Here is a 17,251-nt window from a genome sequence, read left to right on the forward strand (position 1 = left end):
TTCAACTAACAAGGGAGACAATATGGCTATTCCACGTATGCAGGATTGCGATCTGCAAGGTCAACGGGTATTGATCCGTCAGGATCTGAATGTGCCGGTCAAAGACGGCAAAGTCAGCTCTGATGCACGCATTAAAGCGTCGTTACCCACCATTCAAAAAGCGCTGGATGCCGGCGCCGCAGTCATGGTGATGTCTCATCTGGGTCGGCCTACAGAAGGCCAGCCAGAAGCCGAATTTTCGTTACAGCCAGTGGTGGATTATCTTAATGATGCGCTGGATGTGCCGGTGCGTCTGGCCAAAGACTATCTGGACGGGGTGGACGCTAACCCCAATGAGTTGGTAGTGCTGGAAAATGTGCGCTTCAACACTGGCGAAAAAAGCGATGACGAAAGCCTGGCCAAGCGCTACGCCGCGTTGTGCGATGTATTTGTGATGGATGCCTTTGGCACGGCTCACCGCGCCCAGGCCTCCACCCATGGGGTGGCCAAATTTGCACCCAAAGCCTGTGCCGGCCCGCTGCTGGCGGCCGAGCTGGATGCGCTGGGCAAAGCGTTGGATAACCCAAAACGGCCCATGGTGGCCATTGTGGGTGGCTCAAAAGTATCCACCAAGCTTACCGTATTGAAAACCCTGGCCCCTAAAGTTGATCAGTTGATTGTGGGAGGCGGCATTGCCAATACCTTTATCGCGGCCAATGGCCACAATGTCGGTAAGTCGCTGGTGGAAATGGACCTGGTGGAGGAAGCTAAGCGTCTGATGCAGGAGGCCAAAGATAATGGCGGAGAAATTCCGGTCCCTACCGATGTGGTGGTGGGCAAGGCCTTTTCTGAGGACGAGCCGGCACACCTGAAAACAGTGGCAGAAGTGGCCGATGATGATATGATTTTTGATATCGGCCCGGAATCGGCAGATGCATTAAAAGCGGTATTAAAAAATGCCGGTACCATCGTCTGGAACGGGCCGGTGGGCGTATTTGAATTTGATCAGTTTGGCGCCGGCACCAAGGCGATTGCCGAAGCCATTGCAGCCAGTGACGCTTTCTCCATTGCGGGGGGCGGGGACACACTGGCCGCGGTCGATAAATATCAAATCGCTGATAAGATATCTTACATCTCTACCGGTGGCGGGGCTTTCCTGGAATTTCTGGAAGGCAAAACCCTACCGGCTGTGGCAGTACTGGAACAAAAAAATCAATAATATCCAGCTGCAGTAAGAGGTACTCCCGGCGAACAGTGATGCTCGCCGGGCATAATTATAAACCCTACGCCTGCTAGCAATAGCAGAAAAACCAACAAGGAGTGCTGCTCATGGCATCACAAGCCCAACACCAAATGCTGGAAAAAATCAAATCAGCCGACGGCTTTATCGCTGCTCTGGACCAAAGCGGGGGCAGTACGCCCAAAGCGCTGCGTCTGTACGGCATTGAAGAATCGCAATACAGCGGCGATGAAGAAATGTTTGCTCAGGTGCATCAGATGCGTACTCGCATCATTACCAGTGCCCCGTTCAATGGTGAGCGTGTCTTAGGCGCGATTTTATTTGAGAACACCCTGGACCGTGAAATCAAAGGCAAAGCCAGTGCCCGCTATCTGTGGGAAGAAAAACAGGTAGTGCCCTTTTTGAAGGTAGACAAAGGCCTGAACGACGAAAAAAATGGCGTGCAGACCATGAAGCCTATGCCTAACCTGATGGATTTGCTGGAAAAAGCTAACCAACAGGATGTATTTGGAACCAAGATGCGCTCGGTAGTCAAAATGGCTAACCAGGATGGCATCAATGAGGTGGTTTCGCAGCAATTTGAAATTGGCAAGCAAATCATTGCTGCCGGTCTGGTGCCCATCATTGAGCCGGAAGTGGATATCCATAGCCCGCAAAAAGCACAAGCCGAAGAAATGCTCAAAACAGCCATTATGGAGCATCTCGACAAGCTCAATGACGGCGAATATGTGATGCTGAAACTGACGCTGCCCGAACAAGCCAATTTTTATCAGGCGCTGATTGAGCATCCTAAAGTGCTTAAAGTGGTGGCTTTATCCGGTGGTTACAGCCGCGAAGACGCCAATGCCAAGCTGGCGCAAAATAATGGCATGATTGCCAGCTTCTCGCGCGCGCTGACCGAAGGGATCAATGCTCAGCAAAGTGATGAGGACTTCGAGCAGACTTTGGATACAGCCATCGAGTCCATCTATCAGGCCTCGCGCAAATAATGCGAGCCTGACCAAATATCAAAGCGGCCTGGTGGCCGCTTTTTTTTGCCTGACTGTTTTGCCGCCACACAAAAATACAACCACTGTGCTGCTTTTAATACCTAACCCGGGTGCCGCCAGTGCCTGTCAGGGCACAGTGTGACCCGGTCTGTATCATGCAGCCTCCCTGATTTTTAGCTAAATGGGCGGCCACCACACCTGCCACATTGCAACATCGTGCTTGGGTATCTCTGACGATACCATCGACTATTGGCTAACTAGTCGAATTTCCGAGGCTGACTTATGCTTATTAGCAGGGCGTAGGATAACCCTGCAGCACACTCGATAACGGCGGGCACAGAGTGGAAAACCTGACACCGATTATTTTACAAATCGCCATTCTTGGCCTGGTAACACTGGTTGGCAGTGTCTTTACCTACGCTTTGCCGGCCCCGTCGCAACGTCATAAAGCCAGCTCCGGCCTGTATGCCCGCTGGTTTTTGTTTTCCTTATGGCTGGGGTATTTGTTTTTATGTTTATGCTTTTTGGACATTCACTGGCTGCATGCGCTGGGCTATCAACTGAGTATGGTAGGCGCAGCCTATCTGGTGCTCGCTACGGTGCTCAAGCGCCATGGCTGTGCGGTAGGGACGCATCGCAAACGCCTCATCGGAGCGCATCTGGTAGTGGTGGAGATTCTGTCTGTGGCTGGCTGGGCGTTGAACTGGCCCGTACTGATTGCTGATGCCACCCTGGCCATCAGTGTGCTTATCCCGCTGGCGCTGGCAGCCCGGCTCAAATACAAATTAATGGATCGGCGCAACTTAGGTGATCGCTTGTTATTCCGGCTGCTGGTTGGAGTGAGCATCAGTCTGAGTATTGCTATGCCGGTGTATATGCTTGGCATGACGCCGCCAGCGGCCCAGCAGGCTCTATATGCGTTTGGCACCATCGTGGTGTTAGAGCTGCTGTTTATGCTGGGGTTTGTAGTGTCGGTGATCCATTCGCTGGTGATTCGGTTGCGCCGCCAGATCTACAAGGACCCTCTGACCGGCTGCAAAAACCGGCATTATCTGCATGACTATGCCCAGGACATTGTGCAGCGCACCCATCAGCTTAAACAGCCATTGTGTATGCTGGTCTGTGATATCGACCATTTCAAACAGGTCAATGATGCCTATGGTCATCAGATTGGTGACAAAGCGCTACATCATTTTTCCCAGCAACTTTACAGCGGCCTGCGTAAGGAGGATGTGCTGATCCGTATGGGCGGTGAGGAATTTTTGATGTTACTGCCCGGCAGCACACTGGCCCAGGCACACAGCCTAGCCGAGCGGCTGCGTCAGCAAATCGCCCAAAGCGCCTTATGCGCCGATGGCCAGACAGTGTTTTTAACCGCCTCGTTTGGCCTGGTACCGATGCTGCCGCAGGATGAACTAAGTACCTGCATGAAAGCTGCCGATGATGTGTTGTACCGGGCCAAACATCAGGGACGTAACCGGGTGGTCAGTGCTCATCAGGGCCTTCAGCCAATCGACAATTCCATATCGATGGCTTTCCAGTAATCCTGCTCCTGCGCCAGATCGGCCGATAACACAGGGCGCTGGTCAAGCCAGCCCTTGGGAAACGATAAGCGTAACTGGCGTTTGCCGGCGCGGGCGGCAAATTCGGGCAAAAACATTTCCTGCCGTTTGATATTCAGCAGCACACCCAGCCGCAGCAGGCCAATCAGGCAGCGCACACTCTGAGGGTCGTACTGGCTGAAAGCAGGGATCTCTGCATTTTTGATTTTTTTACGATAAAAGCGTACCAGGGTGGCTAGAAGTTGTTGTTGCTCCTCGGTAAAGCCGGGCATGTCGACATTGGACAAAATGTAGCCGGAATGGCGCTGAACCCCACGGGAATTGATTTGCAGACCCACTTCATGCAGGGTGGCTGCCCATCCCAGCATACTGCGAAAATCCTGTTGTTTGAGTTTCCAGGCTTTGGCACAGCGGTCAAATAAAAAGCGGGTGGTGTTTAACACCATATTGGCTTGGGCGATATCCACATCGTAGCGTGTGGCCAGGCTGGCCGCGGTGCGGCTGCGAATATCGGCATGGTGAAGCTCATCTTCCATCTGGTACAGCACCCCTTCACGCAAAGCGGCTAATGAGTATTCCAGTCCGCTGGGCTGTAAGCTTTTAAAGATGCCAATCAGGATGGCCAGTCCGCCGGCCACCACTGCGCGCCGATCTTCACTGATCTCAGCCATATTTAACTGATCCACATGTCCGGCTTCAATAAACTGCTTCATCAGTAATTTTAAGCATTTCAGAGTCACCGGCACGGCATGACCATTGGTGCGATCCCGCTGGGCCAGATTAAACAGGGTTTTCATGGTGCCGGAAGTACCGATACATTGCTGCCAGCCCAAATGCTGAAATTTGTCCTGAATGATTTCCAGCTCCTTCTCAACAGCTGATACCGCCGCTTTAAACGCTTCTTTAGTCAGGGTGCCATCGGCAAAAAAGCGTTCAGTATAGGACACACAGCCCATTTGCAGGCTGGAACAAATCAGTGGGTCAAAACCTTCACCAATCACAAACTCGGTGGAGCCGCCACCAATATCAATCACCAGGCGTCGGCCATCGGTATGGCTGGTGTGGGCCACGCCAGAATAAATCAGGCGGGCTTCTTCCTGGCCGGAGATAATTTCAATCGGGTAGGGCAGGATGGCCCGCGCCCGGCGAATAAAGTCTTTGGCGTTCTGGGCCCGGCGCAGGGTGTGGGTGGCCACAATCCTGACCGAATCCGGGGCAAACCCTCGCAGGCTCTGGGCGATAACCTCTAAAGTTTCCAGGCCGCGTAAAATGGCTTCTTCACTTAAGATGTTATCGGCGGATAACCCCGCGGCCAGGCGCACCTTTTGTTTGACCCGGTGCAGAATTTGCACCGAGCCGGCATTAATGCGTGCCACCACCAGATGAAAACTGTTCGAGCCGATATCCAGCGCGGCGACCTTGGTCACATCGCGGCTGGCGGCACTATCCAGTGCCGATTCTTGTTGTGTCATAGCGATGGTTACTCGTTTTCCAGCTTTTTCAGATAGCCGTAAATTTCAATTTGTGAACGCAGCTTTTTACGATTACCACGATCCACATAGCGGTTGACCTGATCTTTATCAATTTCCCGCGCTTTTAAGGTGTCACGAAACTGCAGCTCGATAATATCCACAATGCGTTGCTGCAGGCGCTTGTCATAAATCGGGCAGCCCACCTCAATACGATTATCCATATTGCGGGTCATCCAGTCGGCCGACGAAATAAACACCTTGCGGTCACCGCCGCCGCCAAAGATCATCACCCGAGGATGTTCCAAATACCGATCTACAATAGAGATAATTCTGATGTTATCGCTGATTCCAGGCAGGCCTGGCACCAGTGAGCACATGCCCCTGACCAGCCCGCGAATTTTCACCCCGGCCTGGCTGGCGCGGTACAGATCATCAATCAGTTCTTTGTCGACCAGATTGTTCAACTTAAAGGTGATTTCGGCCGGGTGGCCTTCTTTGAGATGCTGAATTTCCTGCCGGATCAGCGACTGGATCTTGGTACGGGCATTGAGCGGCGAAATTTGTAGATGCTGAAATTTGTAACGCCGGTATGGATACTGAATTAGATCAAACACATTGACCGCTTCTTCGGCCAGTTCTTGATTGCGGGTAAACAGGCTAAAGTCGGTATAGATTTTAGCGGTTTTTTCGTTGAAATTGCCGGTACCAAAATGGGCATAATGCACCAGGCTACCACGCTCTTCGCGGGAAACCAGGCACAGTTTGCTGTGAATTTTTAGCGTTGGCACGCCCAGCACCACCCGAATCCCGGCGTCGGTCATGCGTTTTGACCATTCAATGTTGGCTTCTTCATCAAAGCGTGCACGTATTTCCACCACCACCGTGACTTTTTTGCCGTTGTCTACCGCATCAATCAGTGAATTGATGATTCGGGAATTACTGGCCACCCGGTAAATATTGATGCGAATGGATTTGACGCTGGGGTCAAAGGCAGCCTGGCGCACAAATTCGGTAAAGTGCAAAAAGCGGTGGTACGGGTAGTACAACAAAATGTCATGGGCGGTGATGGCATCAAACACCGTGTTAAAGCGGGAAAAATCCTTCGCGTCCAGCGCCGGTAAGGGTTGATGCTCTAAATATTCACGGCCTACATTGGGAAAGCCGATAAAATCTTTAAAATTGCGGTAGTGACCAGCAGCGTGCATGGTATCCAACGAGGTGATCTTGAGCCGTTTGCGCAAGTCTTTAACCATGTCCTCGGGCATCTGGTTGTCATAAATCACCCGCACCGGCTCGGCAATCAGGCGCTGCTTCATGCTTTCCGACATTTTCTCCACATAGCTCTCATCAATCTCATCATTGATTGAGTATTCACTGTCGCGGGTCATCTTAAAGGAAAAAGCTTCCAGGCTGTCGTATTTGATAAAGCCACGAAAGATATCTTCCAGACACAACTGAATGATGTCGTCTAACAGCACAATATGTTTGCGCTTGCGGCTTTTTTGCGGCGGGATCTGCACAAAGCGGGACATCTCCTGGGTAGGCACTTGCAGCGCGGCATATCGCGTTGTGCGGTCTTTGCGCCGTATTGCCACATACAAATATACCGCAGTGCCATTAAGCCGGCTAAGCACATCAGTTTTTTTATCAATCAGGATGGGCGCAATGTGGCGCAGGATCTTATTGACAAAAAAGTTGCGCACCCAGGTGCGCTGGTAGTCATCAAGCTCCTGCTTACGCAGGATAAAAATGTTGTAGCGCGCTAGCTCTTTGACCACCTCTTTGTGGATTTGGTCAAACTTGTTGGACAATGCCACCACTTTTTTCTGGATTTGATCCATCAACGCAATCTGGCTGTCGGCTTCACCGTCATTGCCATCGTTTTGCGCAATAGTGATCTGGCGTTTCACATCGGCCGCACGCACCCGGTAAAATTCGTCCAGGTTATTAGAATAAATGCCTAAAAACCGGATGCGCTCCACTGCCGGGTTGTTTTTATCGGCGGCTTCCTGCAGCACCCGCTCGTTGAAGGCCAGCCAGCTTAGTTCTTTAGGATAGTACAGCGTTTGCGATTCCATAAGAGTCTTCTGTGAATTTGTCAGTAACAGCACAGCGTGTCAGCTTGGGATGACACGCCCATGACAGCCTGTACCGGCACTGCGGATGCTGAACGCATAGGCAGCGCGGCCGGTATTAAGCGTGGGTGGTGATATCCACTACCAGATCATTGGCCAGCGCTTCTAACGCTGACTGCAACGGCGCATGGTCAAACGCTTCAGGCACCCGCACCACTGCTTTGGCTTTGAACATCAGGCTGCCCCAGTTGGGAGCACTTTCACAGGAAGAAGAAAATGTCACGATGCTTAAGTTGAACTGGTTCAAGGTGCTAGTGAGTTCCTGCACAATGCCGGGCTTGTCGTTGCCCATGACTTCGACGGACAGAGTATCGGCAAAAGGAGAATCGTCCTTTTTCAACGAGACCGCCTGTACCGACAGATCCGGCAGGCCGTCTAAGGCCGCCACCAGCTCCTGATGCCGGTCTTCAGGCACCAGCACTTCCACAAAGCCGGTAAACATGCCGGCCATATGAGCAAAACTGCTCCCCTGCCAGTTTCCGCCATGCTGATACACACGCTTGGCAACAGCATCAACAATCCCGGTTTTGTCTTTTCCCATGATGGTGATCACAACTGGTTGCATAACTAGCCCGCCTTATTGGTTGTCTGTGGTTAGGGTTGCCTGCACCCGGGCCAGCCTGTGAAGGTTGCCGCGGGACAACTTTAGCTTGATAATAGCCCATAAAATACCACATCATACGCGCCTAACCACCGCAATTTGCACACAAAAAGCGCCGTTATTCAGCATGATTTTTAGCATCAGAACAAAAAACCGGCAACGCATGCGTAAAGATCTGCGAATGCGGGTGGTGGTGACCACCTTTGGCGCGCTGGTGCTGCTGACGCTGCTGATCCTGATTGGCCATTTGCTCAGCCAGGCCCTGCCGCTGGCCTTAAGCCCACAGTTTTCGTTGCAACAGCATGTGACCGCCCCGCCAGACAATATTTTTGTAGGTAGCGCGGATTTGGTCGAACGCCAGCCGGCCATGACGATGGGGCCATCCTGCACGCTGAATCTAAGCATCCTTAAAAACGATACGCTGAGCCCCAGCCGCACCTTACACCGGCCGTGCGAGCAAGCCGCGCATATGCTGACCCTGGCCGGCGAACATTATCTGGCTACCGTGTCCGCCTCCGGTCTGGTGCGGCTGGCCCGGGTGCAGAATTTACAGCCGACACCGACTGGCCAGCCGGTGCTGGGGCAAGGCACCGACAACCTGCCCACCGGGTTTTCCTTTGCTCTGCCGCCGGCTATCTGGGCCGCCCAGCAACAATGGCAAATCAGCTTGTCAGATGACTGGGTGGTGGCCATCGTCACTACCGCGGACAAACAATTTGTGCGCTGGGTGCACCGGCGCCAGCCCACCCGTATTCGCGACCAGGTGTTTGCCACCGACGCTAAACTGCTGCCGTTACCCAATACCCGACAACTGGCCGTGTATCAGCAACAGCGCCTGCGTTTTGTCAGTATGGACGGCGACATTTTGGCCCGGCACAGCATGCCGGCGTTACGCTGGTGGCAGACCCTGCCAAAAAATCGGACCTTGCTGTTGACCACCGAGACCGGCCGGCTGACTCGCTGGGTGCTGAAAAACCAACAGGGCCGTCTGGTCTATCTGCCGGCCAACACCCTGACCTTGCCCCGGGGCACTTTGCCCACCGCGCTGGCTGCCCACCCCAGTAACAATGCGCTTGCGATCACCACTGATAGTAACCACTTACTTTTATACAACCGGATCAGTGGCGAGCAGGTGACCGACAGCCGTGTGCCGGCTCAAGTCAACGGTATCAGCTGGTATGCCGATCGGCTGTATTTATTCGGCCCGCAGGATCTGTTGTATTACCGGGTGGCATATTTGTCTGGGGTGACTACCTGGGCGTCGCTGTTTGAGCCGCAGATCTATGAAGGCTACAGTCAACCCATGCATATTTGGCAGACCTCCAGTGCGTCGGATTATCAGGAGCAAAAATACAGTCTGGTGCCGTTATTGATGGGCAGTCTTAAAGCAGCGTTGCTGGCCCTGATGATAGCTATCCCACTGTCGGTGGGGGCTGCCATCTACACCGGTTTTTTTGCCCGCACACGATTGCGGCAAAGTGTTAAACCCGCCATTGAAATGCTCGAGGCGATTCCGTCGGTTCTGATTGGCTTTATTGCTGCAATCTGGCTCTCGCCGCTGGCTGCCAATATGCTGTTTGCCATCGCCTTTTTTCTGATGACTGTGCCGTTTTTACTATTGGCCGGGGCGATGCTGCAGCAGGCCTTGCTGACCCGCTTTGGACGCTGGCGGCCAGGACTGGAACTGCCCTTGATTATATTGGGGATCCTCGTTCTGGGGTATGTCAGCATGGCCTCTGCGTCTGACGGATTGCTAAGCCTGCTTGGTGTGGCCGATATGGACGAGCTGACCGGGCAGACCACCAGCCCCATCGGCAAAACCACCATCGTGGTCGCGCTGGCACTGGGGATCGCCATCTCGCCCAGTATTTATTCGCTGACCGAAGATGCTATTGCCGGGGTACCTGATGATCTCAAACATGCCTCCTTTGCTCTGGGCGCCACTCGCTTACAAACCCTGCAACGGGTGGTACTGCATGTGGCCCGGCCGGGCATTTTAGCCGCCATCATGTTTGGTTTTGGCCGCGCTTTTGGTGAAACCATGATTGTATTAATGGTCACCGGCAATACGCCCATTGCGTCCTGGAGTTTGCTGGAGGGCCTGCGTGCGCTCACTGCCAATCTGGCCATTGAGCTGCCCGAGGCCGATGTCGGCAGCACCCATTATCAGATTTTGTTTTTGACCGCGTGCATTCTGTTTGCGTTTACTTTTGCGGTAAACACGGTGGCTGAGTTGTTGCGACAGCGCTTACGCAGGCATTTACGCCATGATTAGTTTTTTTCGCGGCCACGGCTTGTCCCCCGACCAGCGCCAGGCGTTTTTTATCAGTATTGGGGCTTTTTTCACGGCTGTCTTGCTATTAGCCATGGTCAGCATTGTGCTATTGATAGTAGCACGGGGAGGTGGCTATTTTTGGCCGCAACCCATCTACCAGGTAGTGTTTGAACGCAGCGATGGCAGTGGGTCGGTGCAGGTGTTCGGGCAAAACCAGAGCCATTTTGAAGAAGACGGTGAGCCGGTGCGCTGGCTGCAGTACTCGGCCGCCGATGCGCCCTTTGGGCGCCAGGCATTGCTAAATGATAAGCAATTATTGCAAATTGAGCTGGCTGAACAGGCGGCTCGCATCAGTTTGCACGATGGCCGCCAGATGCTGGCCCGGCCGGTGGCGCTGGCCAGCCCCGGCCACCCGGAGTTGCCGGTATCCGCCTTTACGCGCCAGATGCAGCAGGTCAAAAAAATCGAAGCCACGATTGCCGAGCTACGCGATGCCCAGCTGGCCGATATTCATCGCCAACTGACCGAGTTGGATCGGCGCAATGTTAGTGCCAAAGCACCAGCCCGCCAGCGTCTGAATCGCGCCTTCAATCATTGGCATCAAAAGGTTGTTAAACTTGAGCAGCAGCGTAGTGAGTATGTACTTACTGTTGCCTTTGCGCAAGGCGAAAACTATACCTTGCCGCTCAACCAGATTTACCGGCTAAGCTACCCGGGGCAGCTGTCGCTGGTCGACAAGTTGGCGGTGGCTGGTAGCCGCATCTGGCGTTTTTTAAGCGAGTCGCCCAAGCAGGCCAATACGGCCGGCGGCGTGTTTCCAGCCTTGTTTGGTACTGTGCTGATGGTGTTTTTAATGACGATCATCGTCACCCCATTTGGCGTGCTGGCTGCGGTGTATTTGAACGAATATGCGCCGGATAATGGCCTCACCGCCATGTTGCGGGTGTGTGTGGCCAACATGGCCGGGGTGCCATCTATTGTGTATGGGGTATTCGGGTTGGGCTTTTTTATCTATGGGGTAGGCGGCAGTATCGATGCACTGTTTTTTGAAGATACCCTACCGGCCCCCACCATGGGCACACCTGGGGTGTTTTGGGCAGCGCTGACCATGGCGGTACTGACCCTGCCGGTGGTGATTGTGGCCACCGAAGAGGGCCTGCGCAATGTGCCAGAAAATTTGAAAGCCGGCAGCTATGCGCTGGGGGCCACCAAAGCCGAGACTGTGTGGCACACCATCTTGCCTATGGCCTCGCCAGGCATCATGACCGGCGTGATCTTGGCCATCGCCCGGGCCGCCGGTGAAGTGGCGCCGCTAATGCTGGTAGGGGCAGTCAAATTTGCACCCAATCTGCCGGTGGACAGCGAATTTCCGTTTTTGCATCTGGACCGCCAGTTTATGCATCTGGGTGTATTGATTTACGATGGCGCTTTTCACAGCCAGACCGATGCCAAAAGTGCATCGATGATGTTTGCCGCCTGTCTGCTGTTGCTGGTGGTAGTATTTGTGCTTAATATTCTGGCGGTGATCCTGCGTGCGCGCTTGCGCCGACGCTATCAACAAAGGTAACCCATGCTGACACTTTTTGACCATGAACAGCTCGAACTTGATACCTTAAGCGACGAGCAGACAGCTATCCGGGTAGAGGATTTAAGCCTGCAGTTTGGCCACAAGCAGGTGTTGGAGTCTATCTCTATGCGCATTCCTAAGCATCGGGTGACCGCGCTGATTGGCCAAAGCGGCTGCGGCAAATCGACCCTGGTGCGCTGCTTTAATCGCATGAACGATTTGCACCCGCAGTGCAAATATTCGGGTGAGATCATCATGGACGGGCGCAATATCAACAGCCGCAAAGAAAATGTGTCGGCTCTGCGCACCGAGGTGGGCATGGTGTTTCAACAACCCAACCCATTTCCCATGACCATTTTTGATAATGTGTGTTACGGCCTGCGCCTACAGGGCATCAAAGCACGTCGCCAACTGGATGATGCGGTTGAACGGGCGTTAAAAGAAGCTGCGTTGTGGAAAGAAGTCAAAGACCGCCTGTTTGAATCGGCTGCGGTGTTATCCGGCGGCCAGCAACAACGGTTAGTGATCGCCCGGGCGCTGGCATTGCGACCGCAGATTTTGCTGCTGGATGAACCCACTTCGGCGCTGGACCCGCTAACCACACTGTTTATTGAAGAGCTGATAGCAGAACTAAAAACCCGCTGTACTATTGTGATCGTGACCCACAATATGCAACAGGCTGCGCGGGTGTCTGATTACACGGCGTTTTTGCATCAGGGGCGGCTGATTGAATATTCTGACAGTGACACTCTGTTTACCACGCCAGCAAAAAAACGCACCGAAGATTATATAACCGGCCGCTATGGCTAAGGGCTGTCCATGCGACAAATAGCATTTAACACTCACATCTCCGGAAAGTTTAATACCGAACTGGAAAACCTGCGTAATTCGGTGCTGACCATGGGCGGCGAGGTTGAGCAACAGTTAATCGATACCCTAAAAGCCATCAAGCTCAATCATGCCGGTCTGGCCGAAAAAGTGGCGCTGAATGATCTCAAAATCAATTCCATGGAGATGCAGATCGACAAAGAATGCATGCGCATCATTGCTAAACGCCATCCCACTGCCACCGACTTACGCCTGGTGATGATCATCTCCAAAGCCATCACCGATATCGAGCGTATGGGTGATGAAGTTGAGCGCATCGCGCGGCTGGTGACTAAGCGCAAGCTGCCCAGCTCGGAAACCGTGAAAAGCAGTATGCTGTCTATCGGTGAAAAAGTGGCGGCGATGATGCGCGGCACGTTTGATGCTTTTGCTCGTCAGGATGACAATGCGGCGCTAGATGTGTATGACCAGGACAATGACATCGACAGCGAGTACAAGCGGCTACTGGCGTTTATCGTGACTGAGATGGAACGCTCAACCGATTCGATGCAGGACTGGCTGGAAATCTTGTGGGCGCTACGCTCGCTGGAGCGGGTAGGGGATCGCTGTAAAAACATCTGTGAATATGTGGTGACCCTGACCCGGGGTGAGGATGTGCGGCACACCCCGCTGGAAAATCTGGAACAAAAATTAGACAAACTGTAAGCCGTTTGGGCGGCGCTGTCATAAAACTGAAATATTTGATGTTAATTTCAACAAGTCTGAGATGATTTATTCGATTTGCCTGATTAACTGAATTTTGGACTATGGCAATTAAAGTGATTACGTTATCATGCGCGCAGCCAAACAGAGATCAGTTTAAAAATTGACCTATGCTTAACACCAAATACCGTTTGTTACGCTCCACCAGCGCCGTGATTCAGAGGCGCCAAATTCATTGTACGCGCCCGGCGCATTCTGGCGTCAGCCAAAAGTAGTTCAGGAGTATTTTACCTGTGGAACTTCTGCAAAACTATGGAACAACCTTAATCCTGCTGGCTGCGGTCGTAGGGTTTGTTATGGCGTGGGGAATTGGCGCCAACGATGTTGCAAATGCAATGGGTACGTCTGTCGGGTCAAAGGCATTGACCATCAAACAGGCGATCTTTATTGCAATGATTTTCGAATTTGCCGGCGCTTATCTGGCCGGGGGCGAGGTGACCTCGACCATTCGAAAAGGCATTATCGACTCCTCCTTTTTTACCGATAAACCTGATTATCTGGTGCTGGGCATGATTGCCTCGCTGTTTGCCGCTGGCATCTGGCTGGCGTTGGCATCGTGGCTGGGTTGGCCGGTCTCCACCACGCACTCCATCATTGGTGCCATCATTGGCTTTACCGCCACCGGTGTCAGTATGGATGCAGTCTCGTGGGGCAAAGTCGGGGGTATCGTGGGCAGCTGGGTGGTGACACCGGCGATCTCCGGAGTGATTGCTTATCTCATCTTTATGAGTGCACAGAAGCTGATTTTCGAAACCGATAAACCCTTTTTAAATGCCAAACGCTATGTACCGTTTTATATGGCGCTGGCGGGCTTTGTCATGTCGCTGGTCACCATTAAAAAAGGCCTTAAGCATGTGGGCATGGAATTATCGTCGCTAAATGGCTATTTGCTGGCCATTGCTATCGGTGTGGCGTTGGCGTTCCTGGGCCGGCATTGGATCAAAAAAGTGCATTACAGCGAGTCTCATGATGCGGATTTGCAGGCTGCCAACATTGAAAAAGTGTTTGCCATCCTGATGGTGGTCACTGCCTGTTGTATGGCGTTTGCCCACGGCTCTAATGATGTGGCCAACGCTATCGGTCCGCTGGCGGCGGTAGTGAGTGTGGTGAGTTCAGGCGGTATGATCAATGCCAACGCCGAGCTGGCCCCGTGGATCCTGCCGTTGGGCGGATTAGGTATTGTGGCCGGTCTGGCTCTGTTCGGCCACCGGGTGATTAAAACCATTGGTCAGGGGATCACCCACTTGACCCCCAGCCGAGGCTTTGCTGCTGAATTAGCCGCAGCCTGTACCGTGGTGATCGCCTCGGGCACGGGCCTGCCTATCTCGACCACCCAAACCCTGGTAGGGGCGGTACTTGGGGTTGGTATGGCACGAGGTGTATCAGCACTCAACCTGGGCATCGTACGCAATATTGTGGTGTCCTGGGTGATTACACTACCGGCCGGAGCCATCCTGTCGATTATCTTCTTCTACCTGCTCAAGGGCGTGTTTAACGTAGCTTAAATTTAGCGGCTGAAGGCTCAAGCATATTGCCTGAGCGCTAAGGTGAACAACCAGGTAGTCTGCCACAGCCGGCAAGGGAATCCTTGCCGGCTGTGTTGTTTATAACGCCTGCTAGTGGCTGTCGGAGGTGGTATTACCGGCGGGCGCCTCGCCACCAATAAACCCTTCTGGCTTGATGCCTAAAATGGCGCACTCCAGCTGGCTGATGGTTTCTTCGGCAGTGTCGCCCATCATGTAGCCAGGCACACCGAGGCGTGACACTGTGCCCATTACCACCGCTTTGGCACCCAGTGATTTGGCCGTGGCCGCAATTTCGCGCCGCGGGTAGCCGTGCACAATATGGCGTTGCGGCTGCAAATAATCCAGCGTACCTGGCTCTAGCTCGCTGTCCAGCTGGTCCAGCAGCCGATCCAGTTCGGCATCGCGCTCGGCATAGATGGTATGCAAATCATTTTGCAGGTTATCCTCATCCACAGAAATAAAGCCGCCGCGTAAAATATTTTCTGGTACCGCATCAAACACGTGCACGATGTGCAACTGGGCAAACTCCATCAGCGCCACCTGGGCTGCGTAGCGTAAAATATCCAGGTTGAGGCGCTTGCGCACCGAAATCTCATGGGCCGGATAGTGGTAATTAAGATCTACACAGGCCACGATGGTGTCGTACTGGCGGCTGTTGCCCTGATGGACCACCCAGACCGGGCAGGGGCACTTGCGCAGTAACTGCATGTCCTTGCTGCCCAACAGCCGGTCTAAAAAGTCGGCCTCTGACAGCTTGATGACCAGGTCAAACTGGTGTTGCACGATATATTGGATAAGCTTTTCATCACTATGGCCAATCTTGACCTCGGTGCGCAGCGGATATTGCTGGCGCCACTGGTTCGCTTGGTCTTCCAGCCAGCCCTGCGCGGCATTTTCCATCGACGTCTCTGTTTCCAGGTAAGCAAACGATTGCATCACCATATTTGCATTGGGCGGCAGCGATTCTAACGTCAGTACTACGGTCAGGTCGGCCTGATGGCGCTTGGCCACATGGATCGCCTGTGCCACCACTTCGTCTTGTTTGTGCGTGTCATTCAGCACGCAGATAATATTGGTAAAATGTCCTTTCATGACAGCCTCTGGCATCTTGATATTTCTGCTGGTGTGTCAGTCCACCTGTCTATAAGTATATAGGCTGAGAAAAGCGGTCTTGCTCACCTTATGTGAAGCTTTTGTGGGTATGGCTGCCGGGTAATTTGTATGCTAGATTAATATTAAAAATATCAATCGAAAATAGTATTTATGAAATGGCCTAATCTGAAACATCTGCATTATCTGGTCACTCTGCATCAGGAACAGCATTTTCACCGCGCCGCCGCTCGCTGCAATGTTAGCCAGTCAACCTTGAGTACCGCCATCCAGAATCTGGAAGAACATTTTGGCTCGCAGCTGCTGGAGCGTGAGCATAAGACCTTTGTGTTCACCTCGCTGGGCCTGGATGTGGTGGAGCGCAGTAAGCTGATTTTGCAGGAAGCCGGTGAGCTGGTGGAGTATGCACAAAACGCCGGTAACTGGCAGCGGGGTAAACTTCGCCTGGGCGTGATCCCCACTATTGCACCGTTTTTATTTGAAGGGCTGATCGGCGCATTTGATTCATTTTTGCCGGATATCAATCTGGAGTTGCAGGAAGACACCACCGGCAATCTGTTGCAACAACTCACTGACGGCGAGCTTGATCTGTTGGTGCTGGCCCTGCCCATGGAGACCCCGGGCTGCAAGCAGATGATATTGGGGCACGATCCGTTCCATCTGGTGGCACATCAGGAGCTGACGGATGACTTACCGACCCCGCTGGATATTGCCAGCCTGCCAAAAAAGAGCATCTTTTTATTGCAGCAGGAACATTGTATGACCGGCCATGCGGTCAGTGCCTGTAATCTGCAGCATCAGGAGCAGGTCAGTTCATTGGCGGCCAGCAGCCTGTACACCCTGGTTCAGCTGGCTAACAGCAAGTTGGGTTATACCTTTTTGCCGGAGCTGGCCATCAATCAGGATATCATCAAGAACACCGAACTGTGTGCAATGCCAGCCGAAGACAAAGCCTACCGGGAGATTGGTCTGGTCTGGCGGGGCGGTACCACGCGCATGCGTCTTTTTCGCCGCATCGGTGAGATTTTATCGCCCCTGTTACCGATCCCAACCTTGCGCTAGCCCTGCTACAAAAGTACCAGTGTCAGCTAACGGGTAGCGGATTAAAGAAGAAAGTTTACAACAAAATGGCCGACAAGCCAGCCATTTAAGTAGATTGGGTATCACTGAATCAGCCGGTAGGCCGGTACCAACCGCGGGCAAAA

Annotated in this window: 13 protein-coding genes; 9 read left to right on the plus strand and 4 right to left on the minus strand. The window is 53.1% G+C overall.

What is annotated here, in order from left to right; all coding sequences use genetic code 11:
* Nucleotides 1-22: 22 nt before the first annotated feature.
* The 3 genes from ACTUJZ_RS06620 to ACTUJZ_RS06630 all read left to right on the plus strand — a co-directional run bounded on the left by ACTUJZ_RS06620 (nucleotide 23) and on the right by ACTUJZ_RS06630 (nucleotide 3,752).
* Nucleotides 23-1,198 carry a phosphoglycerate kinase gene (locus ACTUJZ_RS06620; RefSeq protein WP_463635505.1) on the plus strand — a complete coding sequence of 392 codons (1,176 nt, stop codon included), beginning with the start codon at nucleotides 23-25 and terminating at the stop codon, nucleotides 1,196-1,198.
* Nucleotides 1,199-1,308: 110 nt separating this feature from the next.
* Nucleotides 1,309-2,208 (plus strand): fructose bisphosphate aldolase, encoded by a 900-nt coding sequence (locus tag ACTUJZ_RS06625; RefSeq protein ID WP_463635506.1) that lies wholly within the window; start codon nucleotides 1,309-1,311, stop codon nucleotides 2,206-2,208.
* A 341-nt stretch (nucleotides 2,209-2,549) separates the two neighbouring features.
* Nucleotides 2,550-3,752, plus strand: a complete 1,203-nt coding sequence (locus ACTUJZ_RS06630) for a GGDEF domain-containing protein (protein ID WP_463635507.1) — start codon at nucleotides 2,550-2,552, stop codon at nucleotides 3,750-3,752.
* Here ACTUJZ_RS06630 and ppx read toward each other — a convergent pair.
* From ppx to ACTUJZ_RS06645, 3 genes are all read right to left on the minus strand, one after another.
* A complete protein-coding gene (gene ppx, locus ACTUJZ_RS06635; RefSeq protein WP_463635508.1) occupies nucleotides 3,713-5,242 on the minus strand; it encodes an exopolyphosphatase in 1,530 nt (509 codons plus the stop codon). The two genes, ACTUJZ_RS06630 and ppx, sit on opposite strands and share 40 nt — an antisense overlap.
* An 8-nt stretch (nucleotides 5,243-5,250) precedes the next feature.
* Entirely contained in the window at nucleotides 5,251-7,320 is a 2,070-nt protein-coding gene (gene ppk1, locus ACTUJZ_RS06640; protein WP_463635509.1) for a polyphosphate kinase 1, read from the minus strand.
* 115 nt (nucleotides 7,321-7,435) lie between these two features.
* On the minus strand, nucleotides 7,436-7,942 hold the full coding sequence (locus ACTUJZ_RS06645; RefSeq protein ID WP_463635510.1) for a glycine cleavage system transcriptional repressor: 507 nt from the start codon (nucleotides 7,940-7,942) through the stop codon (nucleotides 7,436-7,438).
* Nucleotides 7,943-8,141: 199 nt separating this feature from the next.
* On the opposite strand from ACTUJZ_RS06645, the gene ACTUJZ_RS06650 reads away from it, so the two are divergent.
* The 5 genes from ACTUJZ_RS06650 (at nucleotide 8,142) to ACTUJZ_RS06670 (ending at nucleotide 14,915) form a co-directional block, all read left to right on the plus strand.
* The gene (locus tag ACTUJZ_RS06650) at nucleotides 8,142-10,253 is read left to right on the plus strand and encodes an ABC transporter permease subunit (RefSeq protein WP_463635511.1); all 2,112 of its coding nucleotides are present in this window, start codon (nucleotides 8,142-8,144) and stop codon (nucleotides 10,251-10,253) included.
* Complete coding sequence (pstA, locus tag ACTUJZ_RS06655) at nucleotides 10,246-11,820, plus strand: phosphate ABC transporter permease PstA (RefSeq protein ID WP_463635512.1); 1,575 nt, start codon at nucleotides 10,246-10,248, stop codon at nucleotides 11,818-11,820. Before ACTUJZ_RS06650 ends, pstA begins: the two co-directional genes overlap by 8 nt.
* 3 nt (nucleotides 11,821-11,823) lie before the next feature.
* Nucleotides 11,824-12,630, plus strand: a complete 807-nt coding sequence (gene pstB / locus ACTUJZ_RS06660; protein ID WP_463635513.1) for a phosphate ABC transporter ATP-binding protein PstB — start codon at nucleotides 11,824-11,826, stop codon at nucleotides 12,628-12,630.
* Between the two features lie 9 nt (nucleotides 12,631-12,639).
* The gene (phoU, locus tag ACTUJZ_RS06665) at nucleotides 12,640-13,353 is read left to right on the plus strand and encodes a phosphate signaling complex protein PhoU (RefSeq protein WP_463635514.1); all 714 of its coding nucleotides are present in this window, start codon (nucleotides 12,640-12,642) and stop codon (nucleotides 13,351-13,353) included.
* Between the two features lie 290 nt (nucleotides 13,354-13,643).
* A complete protein-coding gene (locus ACTUJZ_RS06670) occupies nucleotides 13,644-14,915 on the plus strand; it encodes an inorganic phosphate transporter (protein WP_463635515.1) in 1,272 nt (423 codons plus the stop codon).
* Nucleotides 14,916-15,026: 111 nt separating this feature from the next.
* Here ACTUJZ_RS06670 and ACTUJZ_RS06675 read toward each other — a convergent pair whose 3' ends face one another.
* A complete protein-coding gene (locus tag ACTUJZ_RS06675; RefSeq protein WP_463635516.1) occupies nucleotides 15,027-16,028 on the minus strand; it encodes a universal stress protein in 1,002 nt (333 codons plus the stop codon).
* Nucleotides 16,029-16,199: 171 nt separating this feature from the next.
* Here ACTUJZ_RS06675 and ACTUJZ_RS06680 point away from each other — a divergent pair, with 171 nt between their 5' ends.
* Nucleotides 16,200-17,108 (plus strand): LysR substrate-binding domain-containing protein, encoded by a 909-nt coding sequence (locus ACTUJZ_RS06680; RefSeq protein WP_463635517.1) that lies wholly within the window; start codon nucleotides 16,200-16,202, stop codon nucleotides 17,106-17,108.
* Nucleotides 17,109-17,251: the final 143 nt, after the last annotated feature.

The sequence above is a fragment of the Alteromonas sp. WD8-37 genome (assembly GCF_055326825.1).

Coding starts and splice junctions, on each gene's coding strand:
- pstB (WP_463635513.1), top strand. CDS start 11,824: ATGCTGACACTTTTTGACCATGAACAGCTCGAACTTGATACCTTAAGC.
- ACTUJZ_RS06620 (WP_463635505.1), top strand. CDS start 23: ATGGCTATTCCACGTATGCAGGATTGCGATCTGCAAGGTCAACGGGTA.
- phoU (WP_463635514.1), top strand. CDS start 12,640: ATGCGACAAATAGCATTTAACACTCACATCTCCGGAAAGTTTAATACC.
- ppk1 (WP_463635509.1), bottom strand. CDS start 7,320: ATGGAATCGCAAACGCTGTACTATCCTAAAGAACTAAGCTGGCTGGCC.
- ACTUJZ_RS06675 (WP_463635516.1), bottom strand. CDS start 16,028: ATGAAAGGACATTTTACCAATATTATCTGCGTGCTGAATGACACGCAC.
- ACTUJZ_RS06680 (WP_463635517.1), top strand. CDS start 16,200: ATGAAATGGCCTAATCTGAAACATCTGCATTATCTGGTCACTCTGCAT.
- pstA (WP_463635512.1), top strand. CDS start 10,246: ATGATTAGTTTTTTTCGCGGCCACGGCTTGTCCCCCGACCAGCGCCAG.
- ACTUJZ_RS06650 (WP_463635511.1), top strand. CDS start 8,142: ATGCGTAAAGATCTGCGAATGCGGGTGGTGGTGACCACCTTTGGCGCG.
- ACTUJZ_RS06625 (WP_463635506.1), top strand. CDS start 1,309: ATGGCATCACAAGCCCAACACCAAATGCTGGAAAAAATCAAATCAGCC.
- ppx (WP_463635508.1), bottom strand. CDS start 5,242: ATGACACAACAAGAATCGGCACTGGATAGTGCCGCCAGCCGCGATGTG.
- ACTUJZ_RS06645 (WP_463635510.1), bottom strand. CDS start 7,942: ATGCAACCAGTTGTGATCACCATCATGGGAAAAGACAAAACCGGGATT.